At 65.2% G+C, this 17731-nt stretch carries 17 protein-coding genes; 12 read left to right on the plus strand and 5 right to left on the minus strand.

Annotated elements, in window-relative coordinates:
- Positions 1–65 precede the first annotated feature (65 nt).
- The gene (locus tag Q8Q53_RS12435; RefSeq protein WP_305702091.1) at positions 66–527 is read left to right on the plus strand and encodes an Rrf2 family transcriptional regulator; all 462 of its coding nucleotides are present in this window, start codon (positions 66–68) and stop codon (positions 525–527) included.
- On the opposite strand, the gene Q8Q53_RS12440 is transcribed toward Q8Q53_RS12435, so the two are convergent.
- Together Q8Q53_RS12440 and Q8Q53_RS12445 are read right to left on the minus strand one after the other, a co-directional pair.
- Positions 469–1560 carry a glycosyltransferase family 1 protein gene (locus Q8Q53_RS12440; RefSeq protein ID WP_305702092.1) on the minus strand — a complete coding sequence of 364 codons (1092 nt, stop codon included), beginning with the start codon at positions 1558–1560 and terminating at the stop codon, positions 469–471. The two genes, Q8Q53_RS12435 and Q8Q53_RS12440, sit on opposite strands and share 59 nt — an antisense overlap.
- Positions 1557–2429: a UDP-2,3-diacylglucosamine diphosphatase gene (locus tag Q8Q53_RS12445; protein ID WP_305702093.1), complete on the minus strand. Its 873-nt coding sequence runs from the start codon at positions 2427–2429 to the stop codon at positions 1557–1559. The genes Q8Q53_RS12440 and Q8Q53_RS12445 overlap by 4 nt, the downstream gene beginning before the upstream one ends.
- A gap of 202 nt (positions 2430–2631) precedes the next feature.
- Between Q8Q53_RS12445 and Q8Q53_RS12450 the strand changes: the two genes are divergently transcribed.
- From Q8Q53_RS12450 to Q8Q53_RS12485, 8 genes are all read left to right on the plus strand, one after another.
- Entirely contained in the window at positions 2632–2814 is a 183-nt protein-coding gene (locus Q8Q53_RS12450; RefSeq protein WP_305702094.1) for a YezD family protein, read from the plus strand.
- A 132-nt stretch (positions 2815–2946) separates the two neighbouring features.
- Positions 2947–5373: a TonB-dependent receptor gene (locus Q8Q53_RS12455; RefSeq protein WP_305702095.1), complete on the plus strand. Its 2427-nt coding sequence runs from the start codon at positions 2947–2949 to the stop codon at positions 5371–5373.
- 77 nt (positions 5374–5450) lie between these two features.
- Positions 5451–7115, plus strand: a complete 1665-nt coding sequence (gene recN, locus Q8Q53_RS12460) for a DNA repair protein RecN (protein ID WP_305702096.1) — start codon at positions 5451–5453, stop codon at positions 7113–7115.
- 152 nt (positions 7116–7267) lie between these two features.
- Entirely contained in the window at positions 7268–7711 is a 444-nt protein-coding gene (locus tag Q8Q53_RS12465) for an endonuclease domain-containing protein (RefSeq protein ID WP_305702097.1), read from the plus strand.
- Entirely contained in the window at positions 7708–9864 is a 2157-nt protein-coding gene (gene ligA, locus Q8Q53_RS12470; RefSeq protein ID WP_305702098.1) for an NAD-dependent DNA ligase LigA, read from the plus strand. Before Q8Q53_RS12465 ends, ligA begins: the two co-directional genes overlap by 4 nt.
- Positions 9839–10450, plus strand: coding sequence for a BRCT domain-containing protein (locus Q8Q53_RS12475; RefSeq protein WP_305702099.1), 612 nt, complete (start codon positions 9839–9841; stop codon positions 10448–10450). Before ligA ends, Q8Q53_RS12475 begins: the two co-directional genes overlap by 26 nt.
- 31 nt (positions 10451–10481) lie before the next feature.
- Positions 10482–10985, plus strand: a complete 504-nt coding sequence (locus tag Q8Q53_RS12480) for a CinA family protein (RefSeq protein ID WP_305702100.1) — start codon at positions 10482–10484, stop codon at positions 10983–10985.
- Positions 10982–12151, plus strand: a complete 1170-nt coding sequence (locus Q8Q53_RS12485; RefSeq protein WP_305702101.1) for a hypothetical protein — start codon at positions 10982–10984, stop codon at positions 12149–12151. The genes Q8Q53_RS12480 and Q8Q53_RS12485 overlap by 4 nt, the downstream gene beginning before the upstream one ends.
- Positions 12152–12306: 155 nt before the next feature.
- Here Q8Q53_RS12485 and Q8Q53_RS12490 read toward each other — a convergent pair whose 3' ends face one another.
- The 3 genes from Q8Q53_RS12490 to Q8Q53_RS12500 all read right to left on the minus strand — a co-directional run bounded on the left by Q8Q53_RS12490 (position 12307) and on the right by Q8Q53_RS12500 (position 14946).
- Positions 12307–13251: a 50S ribosomal protein L11 methyltransferase gene (locus Q8Q53_RS12490; RefSeq protein WP_305702102.1), complete on the minus strand. Its 945-nt coding sequence runs from the start codon at positions 13249–13251 to the stop codon at positions 12307–12309.
- Positions 13248–14129, minus strand: coding sequence for a subclass B3 metallo-beta-lactamase (gene bla / locus Q8Q53_RS12495; RefSeq protein ID WP_305702103.1), 882 nt, complete (start codon positions 14127–14129; stop codon positions 13248–13250). The genes Q8Q53_RS12490 and bla overlap by 4 nt, the downstream gene beginning before the upstream one ends.
- Positions 14130–14229: 100 nt before the next feature.
- Positions 14230–14946, minus strand: a complete 717-nt coding sequence (locus tag Q8Q53_RS12500; RefSeq protein WP_305702104.1) for an SDR family NAD(P)-dependent oxidoreductase — start codon at positions 14944–14946, stop codon at positions 14230–14232.
- A gap of 144 nt (positions 14947–15090) precedes the next feature.
- Here Q8Q53_RS12500 and sdhC point away from each other — a divergent pair, with 144 nt between their 5' ends.
- Genes sdhC through sdhA form a run of 3 tightly spaced genes read left to right on the plus strand, consistent with a single transcriptional unit; the run spans position 15091 to position 17681 of the window.
- A complete protein-coding gene (gene sdhC, locus Q8Q53_RS12505; protein ID WP_305702105.1) occupies positions 15091–15477 on the plus strand; it encodes a succinate dehydrogenase, cytochrome b556 subunit in 387 nt (128 codons plus the stop codon).
- A gap of 12 nt (positions 15478–15489) precedes the next feature.
- Positions 15490–15873 carry a succinate dehydrogenase, hydrophobic membrane anchor protein gene (sdhD, locus tag Q8Q53_RS12510; RefSeq protein ID WP_305702106.1) on the plus strand — a complete coding sequence of 128 codons (384 nt, stop codon included), beginning with the start codon at positions 15490–15492 and terminating at the stop codon, positions 15871–15873.
- Positions 15873–17681 (plus strand): succinate dehydrogenase flavoprotein subunit, encoded by a 1809-nt coding sequence (gene sdhA / locus Q8Q53_RS12515; RefSeq protein ID WP_305702107.1) that lies wholly within the window; start codon positions 15873–15875, stop codon positions 17679–17681. Before sdhD ends, sdhA begins: the two co-directional genes overlap by 1 nt.
- The last annotated feature ends 50 nt before the right edge of the window (positions 17682–17731 follow it).

Consider the following 17731-nt stretch of genomic DNA (forward strand, 5'->3'; position numbering starts at 1 on the left):
CAGGCCAAAACTTTCTACCCAGCCGGTTGACATTTGGCGTGGGCGGGCGCTGATAAGCCCCGCTTATGCTATCGCAGAAAACCCGCTATACGATCCGCGCCTTGCAGCACCTTGCCGACACCTGGCGGCAGGGTCCGGTGCGGCTGGATACCATCGCGGAAACGCAGAACATCCCGCGCAAGTTCCTGACCGTTATTCTGGCGGAAATGGTGCGCGAGGGACTGGTTATCTCGCACCGCGGGCGGGACGGCGGCTATGAACTGGGATTGGCCCCGGTCGATATCCGGTATGGCGACATCATCCGCCTGACGCGCGGCAGCCTGGCGCTGGTCCCGTGCGCCAGCCGCAACGCGCACGAAACCTGCCAGAACTGCCTGCCCGAAGCCGATTGCCGCCTGCGCGGCTTGATGCTGACCCTGCGCGATGAGATGGCGGCGATGCTGGACCGGGTCAGCCTGGCCGATCAGATCACGCTGGAACCGCCATTTCCCGATGCGTCGGTGCAGGAACAGCAAGCGGCTGAGTAAGCGCTTCGGTCAGCGCGTCGGTGAACTGGTCGGTCGCCCGATCCCACCCGAAGCTGGCCCCATAGACCGCCGCTGCCAGCGGATCCAGGCGCAGTGCCCGCTGGATCGCGTAGGCCAGGTTTTCATTCAGCACGCCGACCGTGGCGGGCATCGTGCCATCCGTGCCGCGCCCGTCCGGCCCCAGCACGTCCAGCGGACCGGGGACCGGGAATGCAGCAACGGGCAGCCCGCAGGCGAGCGCTTCGATCAGGACCAGCCCGAAGGTGTCGGTCCGGCTGGGGAACACGAACACATCGGCTGAACAATAGGCCCGCGCCAGATCCTCGCCGGTCAGCGCACCCATGAACCGGACTTCGGGATAGCGCAGCCGCAAGCGGTTCAGTTCCGGCCCTTCGCCGACCACCACCTTGGTGCCGGTGACGGGGGTGTCGAGGAACGCGGGCAGGTTCTTTTCGGCGGCAACCCGCCCGACATACAGCATGATCGGGCCGGGCAATGCGGCAAGTTCGGGCAGCGGAGCATGACCGGGGCGGAATACCTCGCGGTCGATCCCCCGGGACCACAGCCGCCACTGCGGCAGGCCGCGCGTGGCCAGTTCAACGCCCAGCGCCGGGGTCGATACCAGCACCGCGCGGCTGGCGGCGTGGAACCGGCGCATCAGCGGCCAGAACCGTTCCGCATCCAGCCCGGTGCGCAGCGCGGCATAATCGGGAAAGCGCGTGTGGAACGCGCTGGTAAACGGCACGGCGTTGGCCAGGCACCAGCGCCGCGCGCTCCAGCCGATCGGGCCTTCGGTCGCGATATGGACGATATCCGGCGCGAACGCCGTCAGCGTCCGCCGCGTGCCAAAGCGCGGGGCCAGCGCCAGCCGGATCTCGCTGTAACCGGGCAGGGGCAGGGTGTGAAACTGATCGGGCGTCACCAGTTCCACCGCGTGGCCGCGCTGAACCAGCTGATGAACGGTCATCGCCAGCGAACGGACCACGCCGTTGACTTGCGGGTGCCAGGCGTCGGTGCAGATCGCGATCCTCATGCGTATTCCTTCTCTTCCAAAACCGTGGTGACAGTGCCCTTGGCCGCGCGCAGGCGGCATTCCTCGGCCCAGTCGATCAGGCTGATCGTGCCGTCGCGCGCTTCGGCCAGCGCCGTGCAGCTTTCGACCCAGTCGCCGTCGTTGTAATAGGTGATGTCGCCAATCTGGCGGATTTCGGCACTGTGGATGTGGCCGCACACCACCCCGTCGACGAACTGGTCACGCGCGGCATGGGCCACGGCTTCCTCATACGCGCCGATGAACTGGACCGCGTTCTTGACGCGCTTTTTCAGATAGGCGGACAGCGACCAGTACGGCAGCTTGAACCGCCGCCGGACCGCGTTCAGCACCACGTTCAGCCGCAGCAGCACGGAATAGGCCTGGTCCCCCAGAAACGCGAGCCAGCGGGCATAGAGCACCACGCTGTCGAAACTGTCGCCGTGCGTCACCAGCAGGCGGCGACCATCGGCGGTGACGTGGATCGCATCGAGCGCCACTTCGACCCCGCCAAAGCTCATCCCCGCATAGGGGCGCAGCATCTCGTCGTGGTTGCCCGCGATCAGGATCACGCGTGTGCCGCCGTGTGCCATCTTGAGCACGCGGCGGACCACTTCGTTGTGCGCATCGGGCCAGTACCAGCCCTTGCGCAGCCGCCAGCCATCCAGAATATCGCCGACCAGATAGAGCACATCGCATTCGACCGAGCGCAGGAAATCCAGCAGCATGACCGCATTGCAGCCGCGCGTGCCCAGGTGGATGTCCGAAATCCAGATCGTGCGATAGCGCTGCTTGGGCCGGAATGCTTGTGGTTCAGGCAGGTCCAGCCAGGCGGGCAGGTTACTGATCGTGGTGCGTATCCGACTTGCCATGGCGCTCTCCGGAATGGGCCAACTCGGAACCCTCCACTGCGCCGCGAAAGTTGCGGTTGCGTGGCAGGGCGGTGACGGTTCGGTTACACAAGCGGGCCTGCAGCGGTCCGGCGCACAAAAGTTGCGCTTCATCGCGTGGAAGCGAATCTGCACTTGTCTATCTATAAGGTAGAGTTAGTGTCGGCGGCGAAGGAGCCGACCGATGGAGCACCCAGTCTTGCCGCCTGCCGCCAACCGCAACAGCCCGCCCGGCCGGATTCCAGAGTCCGTGCTCGATGCCGTTTCGCGGGCGGTCGGCAAGCTGCGATTCGGGGTGGTCCAGCTGACCGTCCATGAAGGCCGGGTCGTCCAGCTCGATGTTACGGAGCGGCAGCGCTTCGGCTGATGCCCTCCGCCGGGCAGGTCCGGCCGCGCATGACCGGACCTGCCCGAACCCGTTAACCCGATACCAAAGCCACCCACCACCGTTGCAGACCGGACCACCGGATGCGGCCAATACCCTTCAGAGGAATTGGAAATGCATTCGTTCGTCCGCACCGCCCTTGTCACGTCCGCCGCGTTCATCGCGGTTCCCGCGCTGGCTGCCGGTTTACCCGCCGATGACCAGCAGATTTCCGCGGCCGGTACCGGCGCGACCGCTCCGGAACAGGAAATCCTTGTCACGGCCCGCCGCCGTCAGGAAACCTCGCAAGAGGTGCCGCTGGCGATCTCGGTAGTAGGCGGCGATCATATCGACAACACCGGCAGCTTCAATGTCGGCCGTCTGACCCAGCTGACCCCGTCGGTGACGTTCTATTCCTCCAACCCGCGCAACAGCGCCGCGAACATTCGCGGGCTGGGCGCGCCGTTCGGCCTGACCAACGACGGGATCGAGCAGGGCGTAGGCATTTATGTCGACGACGTCTATTATTCGCGCGCGGCGTCATCGACGTTCGACTTTCTGGACGTCGCCCAGATCGAAGTGCTGCGCGGCCCGCAAGGCACGCTCTATGGCAAGAACACCACGGCCGGTGCGATCAACATCGCGACCCGCCAGCCGACGTTCGACTTCGAAGGCCGCGCCGAAGTAACCGTCGGCAACCTCGGCTTCAAGCAGGCCAAGGCGGCGGTTTCCGGTCCGCTGTCCGATCGGCTGGCCGCGCGCATCGCGCTGTCGTCCACCAGCCGCCGGGGCACGATCTTCAACGTTACCAGCGGCAACTGGATCAACGAACAGGACAACCTCGGCCTGCGCGCCCAACTGCTGCTGCGCGCCACCGATACTCTCGATATCACGCTGGCCGGGGACTACAGCGCGCAGAATCCGGAATGCTGCGGCACGGTCTATGTTCGCACCGGATCGACCCAGCGACCGCTGGCCCGTCAATACGCCGCGCTGGCCGCCGCGCAGAACTTTACCGTGGTCAGCACCAACGCGTTTGACCGGCTGACCGACATCGACGCCAACCTTAACGCGGGCAACAAGATCGGCGGGGCATCGCTGCGGATCAAATGGGATCTGGGTGCGGGTGAGTTTACTTCCGTGACGGCGTGGCGGTTCTGGGACTGGAAGCCGGAAAACGACCGCGATTTCACCGGCCTGCCGATCGTCACGAAATCACAGAACCCATCGCAGCAGAATCAATACACGCAGGAGTTCCGCTATTCGCAGAGCGGGGACCAGCTGGATTTCGTGCTGGGTGCGTTCGCCTATCACCAGCGGATCGACACGCAGGGGACTGAACAGCACGGCCCCGCGTCGAGCCGCTGGAACATCAATCCGACCAATGCGCTGGCCGGTGATCCGGCGGTGCTGAACGGGCTGACGGCGCTGAACACGCAGTACCTCATCAACACCAGCGCGGCGCTGTTCGGGCAGGCCAGCTGGAAAGTTACCGATGCCCTGTCGATCCAGCCGGGCGTGCGGCTGAACTATGACAAGAAGAAGGGCTTCTACGACCGCAAGGTGTTCGATGGGCTGGGCAATCCGGTGCTGCTGGGCCAGTCCGGGGCGGTGAAGGCGGCGCAACTGGCGATCTTTGCACCGCAATCCTACGCGCCAGAAGGCAGCGACTGGAACTTCAGCTATGACCTGACGCTCAGTTACGAACTGGCGGCCGATGTGCTGGCCTATGCGACGTATGCCAAGACCTTCAAGTCGTTCGGGATCAACCAGAACGGCGTCCCCAATGATACCACCGGCGTTCCGGCGCTGGCGGCGCAGACCATCCTGCCGGAATCGCTGAACCACTATGAGGCCGGGATCAAGGCGCAGTTCTGGAACCGCAAGGCGACATTCAATCTGTCGATCTTCCGCACCGACATCACGGACTATCAGGCACAAGTCACCAATGGCAGCCTGGGGCTGGTGCGCGGCTATCTGGCCAATGCCCAGCAGGTTCGTTCGCAAGGGATCGAGGTCGACTTTTCACTGCGGCCGAGTGACCGGTTCAACGTCTACGTCAACGGCGCATACAACGATGCAAAGTACCGCAAGTTCGTCGACGCGCCGTGCCCGCCGGAACTGTCGGGCGGTGGCAGCGGCGCGGTGATCGGCGCGCCGGGCGTCCCCGGCACCAACAGCCCGGCCAATTGCGACATATCCGGCCAGCGCCTGCCCGGCGTGTCGGAATGGACCTTCAGTTACGGTGCGGAATACAATGTTCCGGCGAAGTTCCTGGGGCAGGACGGGCAGGTCTATCTGGGGTTTGACGGCAATTATCGCTCCAGCTTCTCGTCCAATCCCTCGCCCTCGGCCTACACCTGGGTGGACGGCTATTCGCTGAACAACTTCCGCCTCGGTTTCCGCACCGATGCCGGGTTCGACATTTTCGGCTGGGTGCGCAACGCCTTCGACGTCCAATTCTTCGAAGCGCTCAACGTGCCCGGCGGCAACACCGGGCTGATCACCGGGCAGCCGGGCGATCCGCGTACCTTTGGTGCGACAATCAAGGCGACGTTCTGATTTCCGGATAATCCCCCTGCCAATCTCGGCAGGGGGATTTGCGCGCGCGTGCATGTTCGCTAGAACGAGTCGCGAACATGCTGACCAGATTATCCATCCGCAACATCGTGCTGATCGAGGCGCTGGACCTCGATTTCGGGCATGGGCTGGGCGTGCTGACCGGGGAAACCGGGGCGGGCAAGTCGATCCTGCTCGACGCGCTGGGGCTGGTGCTGGGCAACCGGGCCGACAGCGGGCTGGTGCGCGGCGGGGAAGAGCAGGCCAGCGTGGTCGCCAGCTTTGAATTTGCCCAGCTGCCCGCCGGAGTGCGGGCCGTGCTGGCCGAAGCGGAAGTGGACGTCGAACCGGGCGAGCCGTTGCTGATCAAGCGCCGGTTGAAAGCGGACGGCGGGTCCAAGGCCTTCGTCAACGACCAGCCGGTCAGCGCGGCGCTGCTGCGCGAACTCGCGCCGTTTCTGGTGGAACTGCACGGCCAGCACGACGACCGTGGGCTGGTCAATCCGCGCGGGCATCGCCAGCTGCTGGACCGCTATGCCCGCGCCGACGGGGCGGGCATGGATGCGGCGTGGAAAGCGTGGCGCACTGCGGCGGGCGCGCTCGAAGAACGCCGCGCAGCGATTGCGCAGGCGGCGGCGGACCGCGATCTGCTGCTGGCGCATCTGGCTGAACTGACCGCGCTGGCCCCGGTGGAGGGCGAGGAGGAAGACCTCGCCGCCGCCCGCGCTGATATGCAGAAGGGGGAGCGGCTGTCCGGCGATCTGGCCGAATTGCAGCACCTCTGGACCGGCTCGGATTCGGCGCTGGCGGCCCTGCGCGGCGCGGCGCGGCGGCTGGACCGGATCGCGGCGGAGCATCCCCTGCTGACCGAGGCATTGGAAGCGCTGGACCGCGCCGTGATCGAGGCGGGCGAGGCCGAGGACAAGATTTCCCGCGCGGTTGAAGTCCTGGCCCATGATCCCGCCGCGCTCGACCGGATCGAAACCCGCCTGTTCGATCTGCGCGCACTGGCCCGCAAGCATTCCTGCCAGGTCGATGACCTGCCAGCAAAAATGCGCAGCATGCGCGAGCAGCTGGATGCGATCGAGGGCGGGGAAGCGGCGCTGGCCGGGCTGGAAGCGGCGGCGCAGGCGGCGGGCGATACCTATCGCGCGCTGGCCGCCGAAGTCTCCGCGCTGCGCCGCGCCGGGGCGGAGCGGCTGGACGCGGCGGTGGCGGCGGAACTCGCCCCGCTCAAGCTGGACGCGGCCCGCTTCCGCACCAGCGTGACCGCCTTGCCGGAGGACCGCTGGGGGCCAAGCGGCAGCGACGGCGTGGAATTCCTGATCTCGACCAACCCCGGCGCGGATTTCGCCCCGCTGGGCAAGATTGCAAGCGGAGGCGAACTCTCGCGCTTTATCCTCGCGCTCAAGGTTGCGCTGGCGGAGCAGGGCGGCGCGGCGACAGTGATCTTCGACGAAATCGACCGCGGCGTTGGCGGTGCGGTAGCGTCGGCGATTGGTGAGCGCTTGGCGCGGCTGGCTAGCGGGGGCCAGTTGCTGGCCGTCACGCACAGCCCGCAAGTCGCCGCGCGCGGCAACCGCCACTACGTGATCGCGAAATCGAGCGAGGGGACGGTGACGCGCACCTCGGTCCACCTGCTCGACGCGGACGGTCGGAGGCAGGAAATCGCCCGGATGCTGTCCGGCGCGGAAGTGACGCCAGAGGCGCGGGCGCAAGCGGACCGGTTGCTGGAGCGGGTGTGATGGGGCTCCACCACCCCCCGGCCCCCTCCTCTAAAGAGGAGGGGGGGCAGGTCGCTAAAGCCCCCTCCTCTTCGAAGCAGCGGGGGCAGGCCGCTAAAGCCCCCTCCTCTTCAGAGGAGGGGGTTGGGGGTGGTGGCGTAACACGCCAAACCTTGCTGCAACGCGCCGCCGCGATGCGCCGCAACCCGACCGAGCCCGAACGCAAGCTCTGGATGGAGCTGCGCGACCGCCGTTTCGCCGGATACAAGTTCCGCAGGCAAGCCGTGATCGGCAACCGGATTGTCGATTTCTTCTGTCCTGCCAAGGGCTTGGCGATCGAACTTGATGGCGATACGCACGATGCGGACACAGACCGCCTGCGCGATGCGCGGATGCTGCGCGCAAGCGGATACCGGACCGTGCGGTTCACGAACGAGGATGTGATGCGCAATTGCGACGGGGTGCTGACGATGCTGGCGGATGTTCTGGCAGAACGGGGCAATCGCTGGGCTGGGGCGCTGCACCACCCCCCAGCCCCCTCCTCTGAAGAGGAGGGGGAGGAGTCTTGCTTGATGAACGCCCCCTCCTCTGAAGAGGAGGGGGAGCAGGCGGCATGAACCCGATATCCGAAGCCGACGCCGCCAACGAGTTGATGCGGCTGGCGCGCCAGATCGCGCGGCATAACAAGCTGTATCATGCCGAGGATTCGCCGGAGATTTCCGACGCGGACTATGACGCGCTGGTGCGGCGTAATGCGGAACTGGAAGCGGCCTATCCGCACCTGATCCGCCCTGATTCGCCCAGCCGTCAGGTCGGGCATGAAGTCGCTGCATCGCCGCTGTCGAAAGTCACCCATGAAGTGCGGATGATGAGCCTCGACAACGCGTTCTCGGACGAGGACGTGGCCGAATTCGTCGCGCGGGTGCGGCGGTTCCTGGCGCTGCCGGAGAACGCCGAAGTGGCGATGACGGCGGAGGACAAGATCGACGGGCTGTCGTGCTCCTTGCGCTATGAAAAGGGCCTGCTGGTCCGCGCGGCGACGCGCGGGGACGGGCAGGTGGGTGAGGACGTGACGCCCAATGTCGCGACCATTGCCGACATTCCGCAAATCCTGCGCGGCAACGTGCCGGACGTGTTCGAAATTCGCGGCGAAGTGTTCATGAGCAAGGCCGATTTCGCCGCGCTCAACGCCGCGCAGGCAGAAAAGGGCGACAAGGTCTTCGCCAACCCGCGCAACGCCGCCGCTGGATCGTTGCGGCAAAAGGACGCCAGCGTCACCGCCAGCCGCCCCTTGCGGTTCTGGGCGCACGGCTGGGGCGCGGCGAGCGCGGTTCCGGGGGCGACCCAGCTGGAGGTGATGCAGGCGATTGCCGCTTGGGGGCTGCCGGTATCCCCGCTGCTGGTGCGCTGCGCCGATACCGCGGCGATGCTGGACCACTACCGCCGGATCGAGCGGGAGCGGGCGGAGCTGCCCTATGACATCGACGGGGTGGTCTATAAGGTCGATCGGCTCGACTGGCAGGAGCGGCTGGGTTTTGTCGCCAAGGCGCCGCGCTGGGGCATGGCGCACAAGTTTCCCGCCGAACGCGCCGAAACCACGCTGGAAGCCATCGACATTCAGGTTGGCCGCACTGGCAAGCTGACACCCGTAGGGCGGCTCACCCCGGTAACGGTGGGGGGCGTGGTCGTCTCCAACGTCACGCTCCACAACCGCGACGAAATCGCGCGGCTGGGGGTGCGGATCGGCGACCGGGTGGTGATCCAGCGCGCGGGCGATGTGATTCCGCAAGTGGTCGAAAACCTGACCCGCGACGAACCGCGCGCGCCCTTTGCCTTTCCCGATCATTGCCCGCAGTGCGACAGCGAAGCGGTGGCTGAGGAAGGCGAGGTCGATGTGCGCTGCACCGGCGGGCTGGTCTGCCCGGCGCAGCGGACCGAGCGGCTGAAGCACTTCGTCAGCCGGGGTGCGCTCGATATCGAGGGGCTGGGCGAGAGAAAAATTCGGGATTTTCTCGCAAAGGATTGGATTAAAAATCCAGCAGATATCTTCCGATTGAAGAAATATAAGAACGAGATGGCTGGCCCAAAGGGTAAGCGCCTCAAATCTACGGAGAAGTTACTCGCTTCGATTGAAGCAAAGCGAACGCCAGACTCAGTTAGATTTCTCATAGCTCTTGGAATTCCAGAAATCGGAGAAGTCACGGCTCGCGAGCTAATGAAGGGCGTTCGGGATTTGAGGGTTTTACCCAAATTGGCGAACGAAATATATTTGTTGCGCCAATATGCGAAGCAAGAGGTCGAGGAAAGCAAGGCGTCTTTCAACGCGAGAATGATTGAATCAGTGCGGAAAATATTAGCGGTCAATTCCCAGGGTATCGGAACTTCTGCCGCTTTTGCGCTTGCAGACTTTTTCCATGAAACACACAATTGCGAAGTGTGGACTGACCTGCTTAACGAGGTTGACCCGCAAGATTTCGAAATTGAAGTTGTCCTGAGTGAAGTGACAAGCAAAACCATTGTTTTCACAGGCACATTAGCTACGATGGGGCGTGACGAAGCAAAGGCCTTGGCGGAAAAATTAGGCGCGCGTGTGGCTGCGTCAATCAGCCGCAGCACCGACATCCTGGTTGTTGGAGAGGGTGGCGGGTCAAAGCGTAAGAAAGCCTTGGAATTAGGAATTAAAGTGATGACTGAGCAGGAATGGCTTCAAGTCACTGGCCGAGTAGAAAAACTTGGGGATACGCATGACCAAGGACAACTCTTTTTTTAACAAGGTCTCAAACGACCGCATTTCCGCGCGTCAAATGGACGAGATGATCGGCTTGGCTCGTGGTTTATGTGCAGACGGAACATTGAATCAGAGTGAAGTTGAGTTCCTTCAAGGATGGTTAGCAGCAAGTCTTTCGGTAAGTGATCAACCTCTACTCCAGACTCTGTGGGTGCGGGTGAACGCAGTCCTGAAGGATGGAGTGATGGATCAAGACGAGCACGCCGATCTGTTCGAGACCTTGCAGAATCTTGGCGGAAGCGAAATTGAGCTAGGTGAAGCGCTGAAATCGACAACTTTGCCGCTTTGCAGTCCAGCTCCCTCAGTCACTTTTGAGGGCCAACAGTTTGTCTTCACAGGAACATTTTCCTATGGCCAAAGGAAAGATTGCGAACGTGCCGTGCTTGAACGAAACGGTGAAATCGGTTCCCTAACTCGCAAGACAGATTATCTGGTTATCGGGAGTTATGCGACTGACTCATGGAAACATTCTTCAATGGGTGCCAAAATTTTGAGGGCTTGTGAACTCCGCCAAGGGGGAGCCCCAATCTCGATTGTCTCCGAAGCGCACTGGTGTCAGTTCCTGTAGGTTATCGACTTAATGCCGAGGTGATTTAATTGTGCTCAACGAATTTCACCCGATTGCGGCGCGGATCGCCGAAGCGCTGAAAGCGCGGGGCGAGAAAATCGCGGTGGCGGACGGGTCAACCGGCGGGCTGATCGCCGCAGCGTTGCTGACCGTTCCGGGGGCGCTGCAATTCTATGTCGGCGGGGGGATCGTCTATTCGCTGCGCGCCCGCGATGTGCTGTTCGATCTGCCGCGTGATGCCTATGCCGGAATGCGGTCCGCCACGAGCGAATATGCCGTGCTTCAGGCCCGCGCGATCCGGGACCGGTTCGGGGCGGAGTGGGGCATTGCCGAAACCGGTTCCGCCGGGGGCAGCGCGCACCCGCTGGGCGTGGCATCGGGGATCAGCGCTTGTGCGGTCGTCGGTCCCGGCGTGGAACAGGTCCGCGTGACCGAGACCGCCAGCGATGACCGGATCGGCAACATGGTGACCTTTACCCGCGCCGCGCTGAGCCTGCTGGACGGGGTGCTGGCGCAAGCCGGGGGGCAGAAATGACGTTCGGTCCGGGTGTGCCCGTCCGCTGGTCCCGTCTGGCCGCTGCGCTGCTCGCGGGGGCGGCGTTGGTTGGTGCCGGGGCGGCCCATGCCAGTCCCGAAGCTGTGCTGAACCGTTATTACGCGCAGGCGCCGCAGGACCCGGCCACCGCCTTTGCAGCGCTGGCAGAGGCCGCGCCGGGCTATCCGGACGATCCGCGCATCCAGCTGGAAGCGGGCTATTACCTGCTCCGGCAGGACCGTCAGGCCGAAGCGCTGCCGTGGTTCGAACGCGCGGTCGCGATCCAGCCGGAGCGCGCGGACCTGTGGCGGCAGATCGGCTATATCCGCAAGGCGCTGGGCCAGCGGGCCGGGGCGCTGGCGGCGTTCACCCGCGCGGTCGAAGTGGACCCGGCGGATGACGCGGCACGGGGCGAACTCGCCTATCTCAGTGAGGCCGATAACGCAGCCGGCGCGGCGGGCAAGGGCGATGTCTTTGCCGAAACGTACGCAGCGCCTGAGTACAACTCGCATTGGGACATGGCGGTACTGCCGGTCCAGGCGCGGGTCGGCGTGGTGCTGGCCGGTAGTCCGATGGTCGAAGGCTATCTGGGCGTGCGGATCAATGCCGACAGCCGCTCTGGCAGCGGACCATTCGGGCCGCAGGTCTTTACCGACAACATGGCTGCGCTGGCGGTGGGCCTGCGGGTTCGCCCGCTGACCGGCCTGGCGCTGTTCGTCGAAGGCGGCGCGGCTTATGATCTGGCCGACCGGGGGCGAACGCGCTGGCGCGGCGATCTGCGCGGCGGGTTTCTCTATTTCAATGACTGGAACATGGCCCCGCGCGACGGCGGTGGCATCCGCCCGGTCGCGGACGTCTATGCCGACGGGATCTATTATTCCCGCTATGACGACAACGTGCTGTTCACCGCCCGCGTCCGCCCCGGCCTGCGACTGGCGGAAAGTGAGCGCTGGGCGTTTGACGCCTATCTCCACGGCGCGGCCGGGTTCGACACCAAGGGGCTGCGCGACAACCGGTTCGAGGAACTGGGCGGCGGCGCGGCGGGGCGGCTGTTCGGACCGGCCGGCCTGACGTTCCGGGCGGAAGGCGTGCGGGTCTACCGGCATGACGGGCTGGCATCCTATACCACTGCCCGCATCAGGCTGGAGCATTTCGCGCGGTTCTAGGGACTGTCCAATCGCAAAAGCCCTTTCCCGGTGGGGAAGGGGTGGGATGGGGGCCTATCCTGTCGAGGTATAAACCCCACCCCAACCCCTCCCCACCGGGGAGGGGCAATTTGCGCAAGAGCTTCACAGACTCCGGGCGCTCACCTCCGGCGCGACTATTCGGGCAGCGTGCCGGGGCGTGAGCCGTAGACCCGGCCGCCGCCGCGTTTGCGCAGCCACAGGATCGACCAGTCACCGTTCACCAGCCGTCCCGCCAGCCGCATCCCGGCGCGGCGGCAGGCGGCGCGCACTTGCGGTTCCTGCGTTTCGAGCAGTCCGGCCAGCAGCAAGTGCCCACCCGGCACCAGTGTGCGGGCAAAATCGGGGGCGAGTGAAATCAGTGGTCCGGCCAGAATATTGGCGATCACCAGATCATATGGCCCGCGTGCGGCCAGCAGCGGATGGTCCATCCCATCGGCCACCAGCATGATCAGTTCACCGGGCCGCGCACCTATTGCTATGCCGTTCAGCGCGGCGTTGTCTTCCACCACGCCGACGCAGACGTGATCGATATCGCTCGCCGTGGCCAGCGCACGCGGCCACAGGTCCAGCGCGGCGAAGGCCAGCAGGCCCGTGCCGGTGCCGATATCGGCGCAGTTCTTCACCGCCACGCCGCTGCGCTTCATCGCGTCCAGCATGGCGAGGCACCCGGCGGTCGTGGCGTGCTGGCCGGTGCCGAACGCCTGACTGGCCGGAATGCAGAAATCGCGCACCCCCGGCTCGTTCAGCGGCGGATGGTCTGGCGTGTGAACATGGAACCGTCCGGCGCGGATCGGCTCCAGCCCCTGCTGGCTGGCGGTCAGCCAATCGGTTTCGGGCAGTTGCTCCAGATCGAACCTGGGCGGCTTGCCCGCGAACAGGCCGGTCAGCGCGGCCTTGTCGGCGCGGGATGGCTTGCGCGGCAGCCACGCTTCCAGCCGCCAGTCGTCCGGCTTGTCCTCGGCGATTTCGCTGCCGGATATGACGATGTCTGCGTCCCAGTCGAGCGCGTCCTCATGCGCCAGCAGCGCGCCTTCGATCACGGCGCGGGGGGCGTAGGTGGTGAGTTTCCAGCTGGTCATTTGCTTTCCGCCTCCCTGGCCAGCCGCTTGGCGAGGCGATCGCTCCCCCCGGCGGCATAGGCGATGCAGGCGCGCGGCTGGGCGAGCGCTGCCCTGCCGGAAAGCCGTTCCAGCAGGGCGCTGCCACCCGGATGCGGGGTCAGCAGTACGTCGCACGGCAAGGCCTCGATCACACGCAGCCCGGCGCGGGCTGCCTCGATCCGGTCCGGGTGGGCGGTAAAATGGTAATCGTCGGCGGAAATCGTGTTCGTGGAATCCGCATAGGCCACCGTCAGGCACTGGTCCGCTGCGCAGCTTTGCCAGGTCCAGCTGGTCGATCCGGGCGAATGAGTGGGGTTGGCGTGGAGGGTGAAGCGTGTTCCGCCCACCACCAGCGCGCCGCCATGGCGCAGCGTGCGGTCGACCCGGACGGGGGCCATCGGATATTTCGCCAGCCAAGTCGCTTGCGGGTCGTGTGCATCGGCCTGACCGTTGCGCATCGCAGCGGCCGCGTCCTCACCCACGGCCAGCCGCGCGCCGGTCGCCCGCTGGATCGCAGCCATGCCGCCGACATGGTCGAAATGTTCATGCGTCATCAGCAGCCATTTGACCTGCCGGGGCTCGAACCCCAGCGCCCGGATATTGGCGAGCACGTGCGGCGCGGCCTCTTCCGGGCCGGTATCGATCAGCACCAGCCCGGCAGCGGTTTCGACCAGCACCACGGTGATCCCGCACGTGCCGACATACCAGCTGCGGCCATGGATATGCGTCGGCGGAGCCGGATCGGACCAGCCGTCACGCCCCGCGCAGGCCCCCGCGATGTCCTTGCTGGCACCCGGCGGGCTCGCCAGCGGGGCGGGGGCGGCGCCGAGCAGCAGCGCAAGGGCAAGACCGCTCACCACCCCCCGGCCCCCTCCTCTGAAGAGGAGGGGGAGTCGAGAGCGCCGCCGTGAAGCCCCATCCTCTTCAGAGGAGGGGGTTTTGGGGTGGTGGGGGGCGTCAGCGAACATAGCTCGCCCCGTTGGCATCCAGCACTGCGCCGGTCATGCTTTCCGGCGCATCGAGGCCGCAGAACGTGGCGATGGCGGCAATCTCGTCCGGAGTCGCCACCCGGCCCAGCGGAATGTCGGCCAGCAGCCCGGCGCCGCCCCGGCTGCTCAGATAATCGTCGGCCATCGAGGTGTCGGTGAAGCCGGGGCAGATCGCATAGCTCATCACGCCGCGCGCGGCATACTGGCGGGCGATGGTCTTGTGCATGGCGATCATCCCGCCCTTGGCGGCGGCATAGTGCCAGTGATCGGGCGAATCGCCGCGATAGCCGGCGCGGCTGGCAATGTGGACGATCCGCCCGGCCGCGCCCCGGTCAAGCCAGTGCTTCACGGCAAAGCGGGACAGTTCCGCCGCCGCCGTCAGGTTGATGCGCAGGGTGTCTTCCCAGTTGTCCAGCCAGGCGATGTCCGACAGCGCAATCGGGTTGGGGCTGAACAGGCCCGCGTTGTTGACCAGCAGGTCGATCCGCCCGCCGCTGCGCTCCAGCGCCTCGGCCCAGATCCGCGCGGGTGCGCCGGGATCGGTCAGGTCGGCGGCAATGGTGTGCGCATCCACCGCGCGGGTGGCATGGCCGATGACGGTGACGCCGCGCGCGCGCAGCTGGGCGGCGATGGCCGCGCCAATCCCGCGCGACGATCCGGTGACAAGGGCGGTAAGTGTGCTCATCCCATGCCATTGGCGCAGGGCGTAGCCTTCGACAAGTCAGATAAGCCCTTAGGACCGCTTGCACGGCCCCGCGTTTTGGTTATGGGGTTGGCTCGAACACGGGCGCGTTCGCGTCCGATCAGAGTCACGAAAGGGAACAGCCGCATGGCCGGAGTGAACAACCGCCCGCTTTCGCCGCACCTGCAGATCTGGCGCTGGGGTCCGGCGATGGCGATCTCGATCCTGCACCGCGTCACCGGCAACGCGCTGGCCTTTGCCGGTCTGGGTTTGCTGCTGTGGTGGCTGGGGTCGCTGGTCAGCGGCGAAGCTGCCTATGCCGCATTCACCGCACACGCGACCGCCTGGTATGGCCGGGTCGTGCTGATCGGGCTGTCCTGGGCGTTTTTCAGCCACATGTGCTCTGGTCTGCGCCACTTCGTGCTGGATATCGGCGCGGGGTTTGAACTGAAAAGCAACAATTTCTGGTCGGTGATTACACCGATCATTGCCATCGTGCTGACTGTCGCCACCTGGGCGACGATCCTGCGTTGAGAGTGCTGGAACATGGGTAACGGAACTTCGATCGGACGCGTGCGCGGGCTTGGCTCGGCGCACTCGGGGGCACATCACTGGCTGGTCCAGCGGTTCAGCGCCATTGGCAACCTGGTGTTGGGGCTGTGGCTGATCATCTCGCTGGTGACGCTGCCGGACTATGACTTCAAGACCGTGCGCGAATGGATTTCGGGCGGCATCCCGGCCACCGCGATGGTGCTGCTGATCGTGTCGGTGTTCTGGCACGCGCGGCTGGGCATCCAGGTGCTGATCGAGGATTACGTCCACGAACACGCCAACAAGTTCGCCTGCATGGCGCTGCTCAACCTTTCCGCCTTTGCCGGGGCCGCTTTCGGCCTGTTCAGCATCGTTCGCCTCGCGCTGGGAGCTGCCTGATGTCCGCGCCTGCCTACAAGATCATCGATCATACGTATGACACCGTCGTCGTCGGCGCGGGCGGCTCTGGCCTGCGCGCCACGATGGGCAGCGCCGAAGCCGGCCTGAAGACCGCGTGCATCACCAAGGTGTTCCCCACCCGCAGCCACACCGTGGCCGCGCAGGGCGGGATCGCCGCAAGCCTCATGAACAATTCGCCCGATCACTGGACCTGGCACATGTTCGACACCGTCAAGGGGTCTGACTGGCTGGGCGATCAGGACGCGATCGAATACATGGTCCGCGAAGCGCCGCAGGCGGTGTATGAGCTGGAACACGCGGGCGTGCCGTTTTCGCGCAACGCCGATGGCACGATCTATCAGCGCCCGTTCGGCGGCCACATGCAGAACATGGGCGAAGGCCCGCCGGTGCAGCGCACTTGCGCCGCGGCGGACCGCACCGGCCACGCCATGCTCCACGCGCTTTATCAGCAAAGCCTGAAGTACGACGCGGACTTCTTCATCGAATACTTCGCGATCGACCTGATCATGGAAAACGGCGAATGCCGCGGCGTGATTGCGCTGTGCATGGACGATGGCTCGATCCACCGTTTCCGGTCCAAGGCCGTGGTGCTGGCAACCGGCGGCTATGGCCGCAGCTATTACACTGCCACTTCGGCCCACACCTGCACGGGTGACGGCGGGGCGATGGTCCTGCGTGCGGGCCTGCCGCTGCAGGACATGGAATTCGTGCAGTTCCACCCGACCGGCATCTACGGCGCGGGCGTGCTGATCACCGAAGGCGCGCGCGGCGAAGGCGGCTACCTGACCAATTCCGAAGGGGAGCGCTTCATGGAGCGCTATGCCCCCTCGGCCAAGGATCTGGCATCGCGCGACGTCGTCTCGCGCTCGATGGCGCTGGAAATCCGCGAAGGGCGCGGCGTCGGTCCGAACAAGGACCACATCTACCTGCACCTCGATCACATCGATCCCAAGGTTCTGGGCGAACGCCTGCCGGGGATCACCGAATCGGGCAAGATCTTTGCCGGGGTCGACCTGACCCGCCAGCCGCTCCCCGTGGTGCCGACCGTGCACTACAACATGGGCGGCATTCCGACGAACTATCACGGCGAAGTCGTGACCATCGGCGCGGACGGCAATCCGGAAACGATCGTCCCCGGCCTGTTCGCGGTGGGCGAAGCGGCCTGCGTTTCGGTCCACGGCGCCAACCGTCTGGGTTCGAACTCGCTGATCGACCTCGTGGTGTTCGGCCGCGCCGCCGGTCACCGCCTGAAGGAACTGATCAAGCCGCAGACCGCGCATCAGGCCCTGCCCAAGGACAGCGCCGACCTCGCGCTGACCCGGCTCGACCACTTCCGCAACGCCAAGGGCGGATCGCCCACGGCCGAAGTGCGCACCGATATGCAGCGCATCATGTCGACCCATGCCGCCGTGTTCCGCAACGATGAACTGATGGCGGAAGGCAAGGTCAAGCTGGCCGAAACCTACCAGCGGATGGAAGACATCCACGTCACCGACCGCTCGCTGATCTGGAATTCGGATCTGGTCGAAACGCTGGAACTGGACAACCTGATCAGCCAGGCGAGCGTCACCCTGCACGGCGCCCACAACCGCAAGGAAAGCCGCGGCGCCCACGCGCACGAGGATTTCCCCGATCGCAACGACGCCGAATGGATGAAGCACACCGCCGCGTGGTTCAACGGCTGGGGCGGCAAGGGCGGCGAGGTCAGGATCGACTACCGCCCGGTGCACGAATTCACGCTGACCGACGACGTGGACTACATCAAGCCGAAGAAGCGGGTTTACTAAGCCGCGCATTCGCAAGAAAATGAAAAAAAGGCCGGGGCGCAAAACCCCGG

This window comes from Novosphingobium sp. (assembly GCF_030699305.1).
In the GTDB taxonomy this organism is placed as follows: domain Bacteria; phylum Pseudomonadota; class Alphaproteobacteria; order Sphingomonadales; family Sphingomonadaceae; genus Novosphingobium.

Coding starts and splice junctions, on each gene's coding strand:
- Q8Q53_RS12435 (WP_305702091.1), top strand. CDS start 66: ATGCTATCGCAGAAAACCCGCTATACGATCCGCGCCTTGCAGCACCTT.
- Q8Q53_RS12440 (WP_305702092.1), bottom strand. CDS start 1,560: ATGAGGATCGCGATCTGCACCGACGCCTGGCACCCGCAAGTCAACGGC.
- Q8Q53_RS12445 (WP_305702093.1), bottom strand. CDS start 2,429: ATGGCAAGTCGGATACGCACCACGATCAGTAACCTGCCCGCCTGGCTG.
- Q8Q53_RS12450 (WP_305702094.1), top strand. CDS start 2,632: ATGGAGCACCCAGTCTTGCCGCCTGCCGCCAACCGCAACAGCCCGCCC.
- Q8Q53_RS12455 (WP_305702095.1), top strand. CDS start 2,947: ATGCATTCGTTCGTCCGCACCGCCCTTGTCACGTCCGCCGCGTTCATC.
- recN (WP_305702096.1), top strand. CDS start 5,451: ATGCTGACCAGATTATCCATCCGCAACATCGTGCTGATCGAGGCGCTG.
- ligA (WP_305702098.1), top strand. CDS start 7,708: ATGAACCCGATATCCGAAGCCGACGCCGCCAACGAGTTGATGCGGCTG.
- Q8Q53_RS12475 (WP_305702099.1), top strand. CDS start 9,839: ATGACCAAGGACAACTCTTTTTTTAACAAGGTCTCAAACGACCGCATT.
- Q8Q53_RS12485 (WP_305702101.1), top strand. CDS start 10,982: ATGACGTTCGGTCCGGGTGTGCCCGTCCGCTGGTCCCGTCTGGCCGCT.
- Q8Q53_RS12490 (WP_305702102.1), bottom strand. CDS start 13,251: ATGACCAGCTGGAAACTCACCACCTACGCCCCCCGCGCCGTGATCGAA.
- Q8Q53_RS12500 (WP_305702104.1), bottom strand. CDS start 14,946: ATGAGCACACTTACCGCCCTTGTCACCGGATCGTCGCGCGGGATTGGC.
- sdhC (WP_305702105.1), top strand. CDS start 15,091: ATGGCCGGAGTGAACAACCGCCCGCTTTCGCCGCACCTGCAGATCTGG.
- sdhD (WP_305702106.1), top strand. CDS start 15,490: ATGGGTAACGGAACTTCGATCGGACGCGTGCGCGGGCTTGGCTCGGCG.
- sdhA (WP_305702107.1), top strand. CDS start 15,873: ATGTCCGCGCCTGCCTACAAGATCATCGATCATACGTATGACACCGTC.